Consider the following 5,873-nt stretch of genomic DNA (forward strand, 5'->3'; position numbering starts at 1 on the left):
ACATCGGCGCGTTTTGATCGATGCCATTTCAATGATTTCAGTTTCGAACACGCGATTCTGGAAAACGCGCAGATCGCCGACTGCTACATGTATAGAGTGCATTTCGGCTATGCCGATGCGCGCGACGCCCGGTTTAGCCGAATCAACATGATCATGCCGGAAGGGGTCGCGCGACCGGACAGAAGCCGTCGTATCGGCGAGTTCCACCTGTCTTTTGCCGAAGCGATCCTGAACAATGCCGTGTTCGAATGGTGCGACATTGAGAGAGCCGCCTTCGCGCCTATTCGGGGTATGAACGTCACGTTCGATCACAATCATGACTATGCGTGTAGCTTCGACTGGAAGAGAGTGAATGTGATCGAGAGACTCAGTGTGCAGCACTCTTATGAGACCCTGGCCGGGATTTATCAAAGACGCACGGGAATGCCGCCGCCGCCGGCGCCAGTGGCCCTCCGATCGGCAAAGGGTGCCCCGGTCCAGCCGGCGCTCGCCATCGACTTGCCGGCTGATGTGTCCAATGTGGTGCCGTCGCACCGAGCGTCATGAAAATCAGTTCGAACTCCGCTGCCTCGTCTTCCTCGATGCATCCGGCAGAAGCGACCGGTGTCACCGTCCACCTGCAGGGCAGCGGCGAATACACACTGCGGAGTGGTCCATCCGTGTCATTTCTTGATTCCATTTCCCGCCTGCTCGACCGCTTGAGTTGCGGGGCGTCGGCGAACGAAATATCGGTGCAAAGACACCCGGTTGCGCCGCTGCCTGCGCGCTCTGGACGATCGGGGGACATACGGTTGGCAGCCTCCTCGAGCGAACTAGGCACGCTTCCCACCAATCCGCGGGCCTCAGATTTTGAACGCGTCCTCAACAGGATCCGCTCGTTACCCACGGATCAACAGGGCGATCCGCTAAACTCTCGCTGGACAAATCCAGTCGCTTCCGCCCGATGCGCGGCCCCTCGCTTTTGTGCAGGTCGCGGACGCGATCGCCACGCTAGCAGAAGAGCAACAAGGCGCGTCGCTGGGCGCGCTTACTTGTCAGATCTGGGCGCTTCCGATATCGGAAAGATACGCCGCCTTTAAGCGCGTGAGCGCGGCATCTGGTTGGCAGCCCAAAGAGCAGATCGGTGCACAGACGGCAATTCTCATTAGGCAGATCGGTTGGCTCCCGGGCGAGTTCCGAGAGCCATATTTCATGAGATTTGCTGACCTTATTCATGCGCTGCCTCCCGGGCGGCGGAGTGAGCCGATGGAGGCCCTTATCCGCCAGATCGAGTGTCTTCCGGAACCCGTGCGAGCCTCGGTCCGTACACGAGTCGAAGCAGTTTTACCCAAGGAGGAGTGGATTCAGGTGCCGCTATAGACGGACGCGGTCGCCACGTTAGAGAGGTGCAACAAGTCGCGCCGCTGGGCGTACTTACCCGCCAGATCCCGGTACTGCCGATCAAATCAAGGTACTCCGTCCTCAAGCGCGCGGACGTAGCATCCGGTTGCCCGACCAACGAGCAGATCGCCGCAAAGACGGCCACGTTCGTTAGCCAGATCAGCTCGCTCCCGGACAATTTCCAGGAGCCACATTTCATAAGTTTTGTAGACTTTATCCTGCGGAGCATCCCGGCAAAGACGCGTACCAATGGAGGCCCTCGCACGCCAGACCATGTCTCCTTGGGAAAACTGGCGCATGCGCCCCCTTATGCATCGCAGCGAAAATCGCCTTTTTTGCCCGATGGAGGGCAGGGGCCAGAGCCGACAGAGTTCAGAGAGGCGCCCCGGATGGGAGGAAGTCGGTGCTATAGGGCGCCTTCAGAATTGCTTTGGTACGAATCGCGCCTGCCGAGAGCGGGTCCCATCAGCTGTCGTATGCCCAACTGATTGATTCCATTGATTGCGCATTGCAGCTATTCTGATATAGATTCCAAATCGTGCAGGCACCTCAACTTATAAAGGCGCGTCATTCATCGCCTATTTTCGGTGGTTTTTTCAAAGGTTTCGGTGTTTTTTTCAAAGGATCTGCAATCGAATCAGATCTCTCATAATTGCTGGCACCATATGTTGTGCCAATAGACGGTTTATCGGAGATCTTAAAATTCTTATCTGGATTATTTTTTTTATTGGATTTTAGATATTCTTTTTTATCCCCGTCTTCCCAGCGGCGATTTGCTTCGGAAACACGAAACTCTCCAGATTCTGTCATGTTATTGAATTGAGGGGCCTCTCTGTGTGGGATTGCTCCGTCCTGTGATTCCGCTGCTTTGCTTTGAGCGTCAGCTATTTCCTTATCCAGGTTTCGAGTGTAGACTTGTTCGTCGAGTACGGTCTGCAGCGTATTTCGTTGCTCGGCGGACAGTTGGCCGATCTCAGATCGTATGCTGGTAATGGCTTGGTCGCGATTGTCGTCTGGAAGGTATTCGATACGACTGGCGAGCGCTGCCAGCGGAGTACTCCGATGCTCGACGGGCAATTGACTAATTTGGGCCAGTGTTTGCGTGAAAGCTTCGTATCTAAAGTTCTCCGGTAGCTGCCTGATTTGTGTAGCGATCATTGTCAGTGTATCGTCTTGATCTTTGACGGGCAGCTGCCAATTCTCGGCGAGCATATATGTGAACTTTTGAACCAACGGATTTTGCTGCACTACCTCAGAGGATGAGTGGCTGAAGTTGCGGAAAATGTGCGAAAGTCCAGTAAAGAATGACGAGGGCCCTCGATTTTCCTGAGATTGCAGCGAATATTTATTCCCTGCGGCCTGCATAGATCCAGTGCGACTGGAGTTGGTACTCGTTGAGGCGGCAGAGGCACTCGAGGATGAAATGCTGCGCGGCAACATGTGGCCCCCTTAGCAAATTAGAAAGATCGCGTGTTAATTCTTGATAGAACTAAGCCAGAAGTCAATAGCAGGATTGTGAATAAATGAAAACCTTGGATAGTTTCGTCAATGGCGACGTCAACTCAGCCGAGCAGCCTGATAGAGTTGGTCGGCAGGATCCGGTAGACGCGCTTTGAGAGCTGGAGTGAATCGCCACAGTCCCTCCTGCCAACTCAGGCGGCCTGCAACTCGTGCGCCTGCGAGCGCTCGCCGCACGAATGGCAGGCAGGCGAGACGAATATCCTTCAACTTTTGGATGACTTGCGTTGCGCCGGATTGACCCTTCCCCTCCTTCGATTTCGGCTAAGCATCCCGCGCCGATCGATAACACTGCTACGCTGAACGGTTACATGATTCGGCGCGACTCTTGTAACAGTCTCCTCGCATCCTTTCGGACGACATCCTCCCGCGTGTTTGAGTTTCTTAAATCCAGCTGGAGTTGCTCATTTACAGTGTGCGAAGGCGATGCAACATTGCCACCCCGTCAGAGTGAAGCGACAGAGGATGCTTCTAACGACTGCTCCGTTAATGTGGAGCCGAACTCCACTGCCACTAGCTCGCTTCCTAAATTCAATCATGTGCCGTCGTCGACTACTACGGCTATTAGGCAGGAGGGGGCTTCGCTATCTGGCCAGCCGGCTGAATTATTACAGATAATCGCTTGTGGATTACCTGCCAGCGACCTCCGGTCGTTAGCGCTGGCCGGGTCCAGGTACATCACCGAAGCTATCAGGGACGTGCAGTATCGCAATTTGTTGTTGGCCCATGCGCGGCAAGTGAAAACATCAACCGAATTCAATACGTTGCTCGGGAAGGGGCATACAAACGGCAATTCGATCTGGGAGCTTCCCGGGAAATTCCGTGTTCCGCTCCTTGTCGCTCTCGCCGGTAAGCTTGGGGTACACCCGGAGATGCAGCGCGAGCCCATCTTTATACAGCTGGAAAACCAGATCACCGCTTCACCGCGCGAGCAACGGGGCGAGCTGCTGGTCAGCCTTGCCGGCTCGCTCGGGATGCTCCCGGAAGCGCAACGTTGGCCAGCCTTCAAACGGCTAATGAGTCAGATTAAGGCCTTGCCGCTTTCGTTGCAAGCTGCCCCGCTGGCGGCACTCAGCAATCAGATTTAGCAGGTAAGTGTGCCGTGTAAATGGGTTTAAAGTTGACGCACTTGATGAAACGATCTCAATGGAGAAATCGCTAATCCGCATCCCGTCGTCGATAGTAAGGTCAAGTGGAATTCAATAGATTTCTCATTGCAATGCATAATGCTCGGTAAAAATCATCCCATGCTGGCATCTTGAGTTTATGGAACTTTTCCCGCATACCTTCAAGAGACTCAGTGAACTCTTTTGATGTCGATCCGTCTATTTCAACAATAAATATATTGGAATAAAAACCAAGCTTTCCACTAATGCTCTCACGTATATCTTTGGAATTCGAGCACACGGCATCGATAGGCCGAGAAAAATCGTGGCCATTGATAAGCGGTGCAAGATATTTGCACATGGATTTTTAATTCTTCATCACAAATTTAACTCTGTTATTATGAATGCTTTGTCAATTAAAATGAAGACGGTGAACCGCCCCGGCGTTGTCAAATTGATCGTCGCGGTGGGTAGAATGCTGGGATGAAGAAAGATAAATCATATCGCAGCCTCCCTTTCCCGGCAGCGGTCACCAGCTGCCCGATGCGCTGGTACTACCGCTTCAGTCTGAGCCAGCAGGGATTTCGAAGGGCTGCTGCTTGAGCGCGGCACAGCAGTTAGCTACGAATCGGTGCGAAACCGACAGTATGCGGTCCACGAACGACGCCCCTCAGAGAAGGTGGCGGAGAGTGTGAGGTGGGTAACGCTGCGGGTCAGCGGAGCTCGGCAGGCATCGTCCAGGGTAGCCGCGCGTCGTAATCGTCGACGGTCTTCGCCGGGAGCAGACGCTGGAACAGCCAGGTGAGGTATCGGTACGGATCGATGCCATTGGCCTTCGCCGATTCGACCAAGGTATAGAGGTTGGCGCTCGCGTTTGCACCATCGACGGTGTCGGAGAACAACCAGCCGCGGCGCCCAACGCAGAACGGGCGAATCGCGTTTTCGCAGGGATTGTCCGAGATGGGCCAGTCGCCATTCTCGAGGTAGTTAAACAGTCTCTGATAGGTTCGCTCGGACTGCTCAGCCACGGCTCGCTCATGCTGGCGGACGGTAAGCGCGCAGAAATGGGCGTCTAGTACTCAGCGATCTGACCGTGCAGGCTATGTCCACTGATTTTCAGTGGACACCTTATGACCGAACAACACTCAGAAACGTCGTGCCTGAAGGTCGTCACCGTAGGCAAAGACGGCAAGCGCCGCTTTGATCGGCGAACCAAACAGCGGCTGGTCGAAGCCTGCCTCGAGCCAGGGGCATCAGTAGCTGGGCTCGCACTCAGACACGGAGTCAATGCGAACCTGCTGCACAAATGGATCAAGCTGCACCAGGAACGGCTGGCTGGCGCTTCAACGCAGTCGCCGACGGCAGAGCCGGCATTCGTGCCGATCGTCAGGGTCAGCAGCGAACAGGCGCTCGTCGAACTCGAGTGCAGATCCGCGATGTCTTCTTCTCCGGAGACGACGGCTAGTTCGCCGATGGTTCACGTGGCCCCGTCTACGTTGACGGTCCAGATGCCCAACGGCATCACGCTCAAGCTCGAATGCAGCGGCAACGACGCGTCGCTGCTATCGGCCATGATCGAAACGCTGGGACGGTGCAATGTTTCGTGACCCTGCCTCGTTTTCACGTACAGCATCTCATGCGGCGATTAAGCTGGCCTCGTAGTCGACAGGGGTGAGGAAATCGATCGAGGTATGCAGGCGTTGCCGATTGTAATAGCCCTCGATCCAGTCGACGATATCAAGGCGGGCTTGGGCGCGCGTTTCGTAGTGGTTCTGATAGATTCTCTCGACCTGTGCGACACGTGTCGCCGTCCGCCGGACGTAAATCGGTAATGTAGTGGATGGCAAAGTCTGTTTCTGTCTTGTCACG

Annotated in this window: 6 protein-coding genes; 3 read left to right on the forward strand and 3 right to left on the reverse strand. The window is 54.8% G+C overall.

All coding sequences use genetic code 11. The features are described from left to right. The coding region (locus DID99_RS35560; protein WP_148094699.1) for a pentapeptide repeat-containing protein at positions 1-546 on the forward strand (546 nt) is incomplete at its 5' end. A 1,401-nt stretch (positions 547-1,947) separates the two neighbouring features. On the opposite strand, the gene DID99_RS35565 is transcribed toward DID99_RS35560, so the two are convergent. Next, entirely contained in the window at positions 1,948-2,820 is an 873-nt protein-coding gene (locus DID99_RS35565; protein WP_124668640.1) for a hypothetical protein, read from the reverse strand. A 776-nt stretch (positions 2,821-3,596) separates the two neighbouring features. On the opposite strand from DID99_RS35565, the gene DID99_RS35570 reads away from it, so the two are divergent. Continuing rightward, positions 3,597-3,986: a hypothetical protein gene (locus DID99_RS35570; RefSeq protein ID WP_124668641.1), complete on the forward strand. Its 390-nt coding sequence runs from the start codon at positions 3,597-3,599 to the stop codon at positions 3,984-3,986. Positions 3,987-4,717: 731 nt separating this feature from the next. Here DID99_RS35570 and DID99_RS35575 read toward each other — a convergent pair. Continuing rightward, the gene (locus DID99_RS35575; RefSeq protein ID WP_260444778.1) at positions 4,718-5,032 is read right to left on the reverse strand and encodes a transposase domain-containing protein; all 315 of its coding nucleotides are present in this window, start codon (positions 5,030-5,032) and stop codon (positions 4,718-4,720) included. Positions 5,033-5,134: 102 nt separating this feature from the next. Between DID99_RS35575 and tnpA the strand changes: the two genes are divergently transcribed. Then, positions 5,135-5,611 (forward strand): IS66-like element accessory protein TnpA, encoded by a 477-nt coding sequence (gene tnpA / locus DID99_RS35580; protein ID WP_124668642.1) that lies wholly within the window; start codon positions 5,135-5,137, stop codon positions 5,609-5,611. 27 nt (positions 5,612-5,638) lie between these two features. On the opposite strand, the gene DID99_RS35585 is transcribed toward tnpA, so the two are convergent. After that, positions 5,639-5,873: IS3 family transposase (locus DID99_RS35585; RefSeq protein WP_260444779.1), on the reverse strand; the 235-nt coding region annotated here is incomplete at its 5' end.

This window comes from Burkholderia sp. Bp8986, from assembly GCF_003854225.1.
Lineage (GTDB): Bacteria > Pseudomonadota > Gammaproteobacteria > Burkholderiales > Burkholderiaceae > Burkholderia.

What these genes read in the sequence shown, in the direction of transcription:
- DID99_RS35565 (WP_124668640.1), bottom strand. Translation starts at nt 2,820, where the DNA reads ATGTTGCCGCGCAGCATTTCATCCTCGAGTGCCTCTGCCGCCTCAACG.
- tnpA (WP_124668642.1), top strand. Translation starts at nt 5,135, where the DNA reads ATGACCGAACAACACTCAGAAACGTCGTGCCTGAAGGTCGTCACCGTA.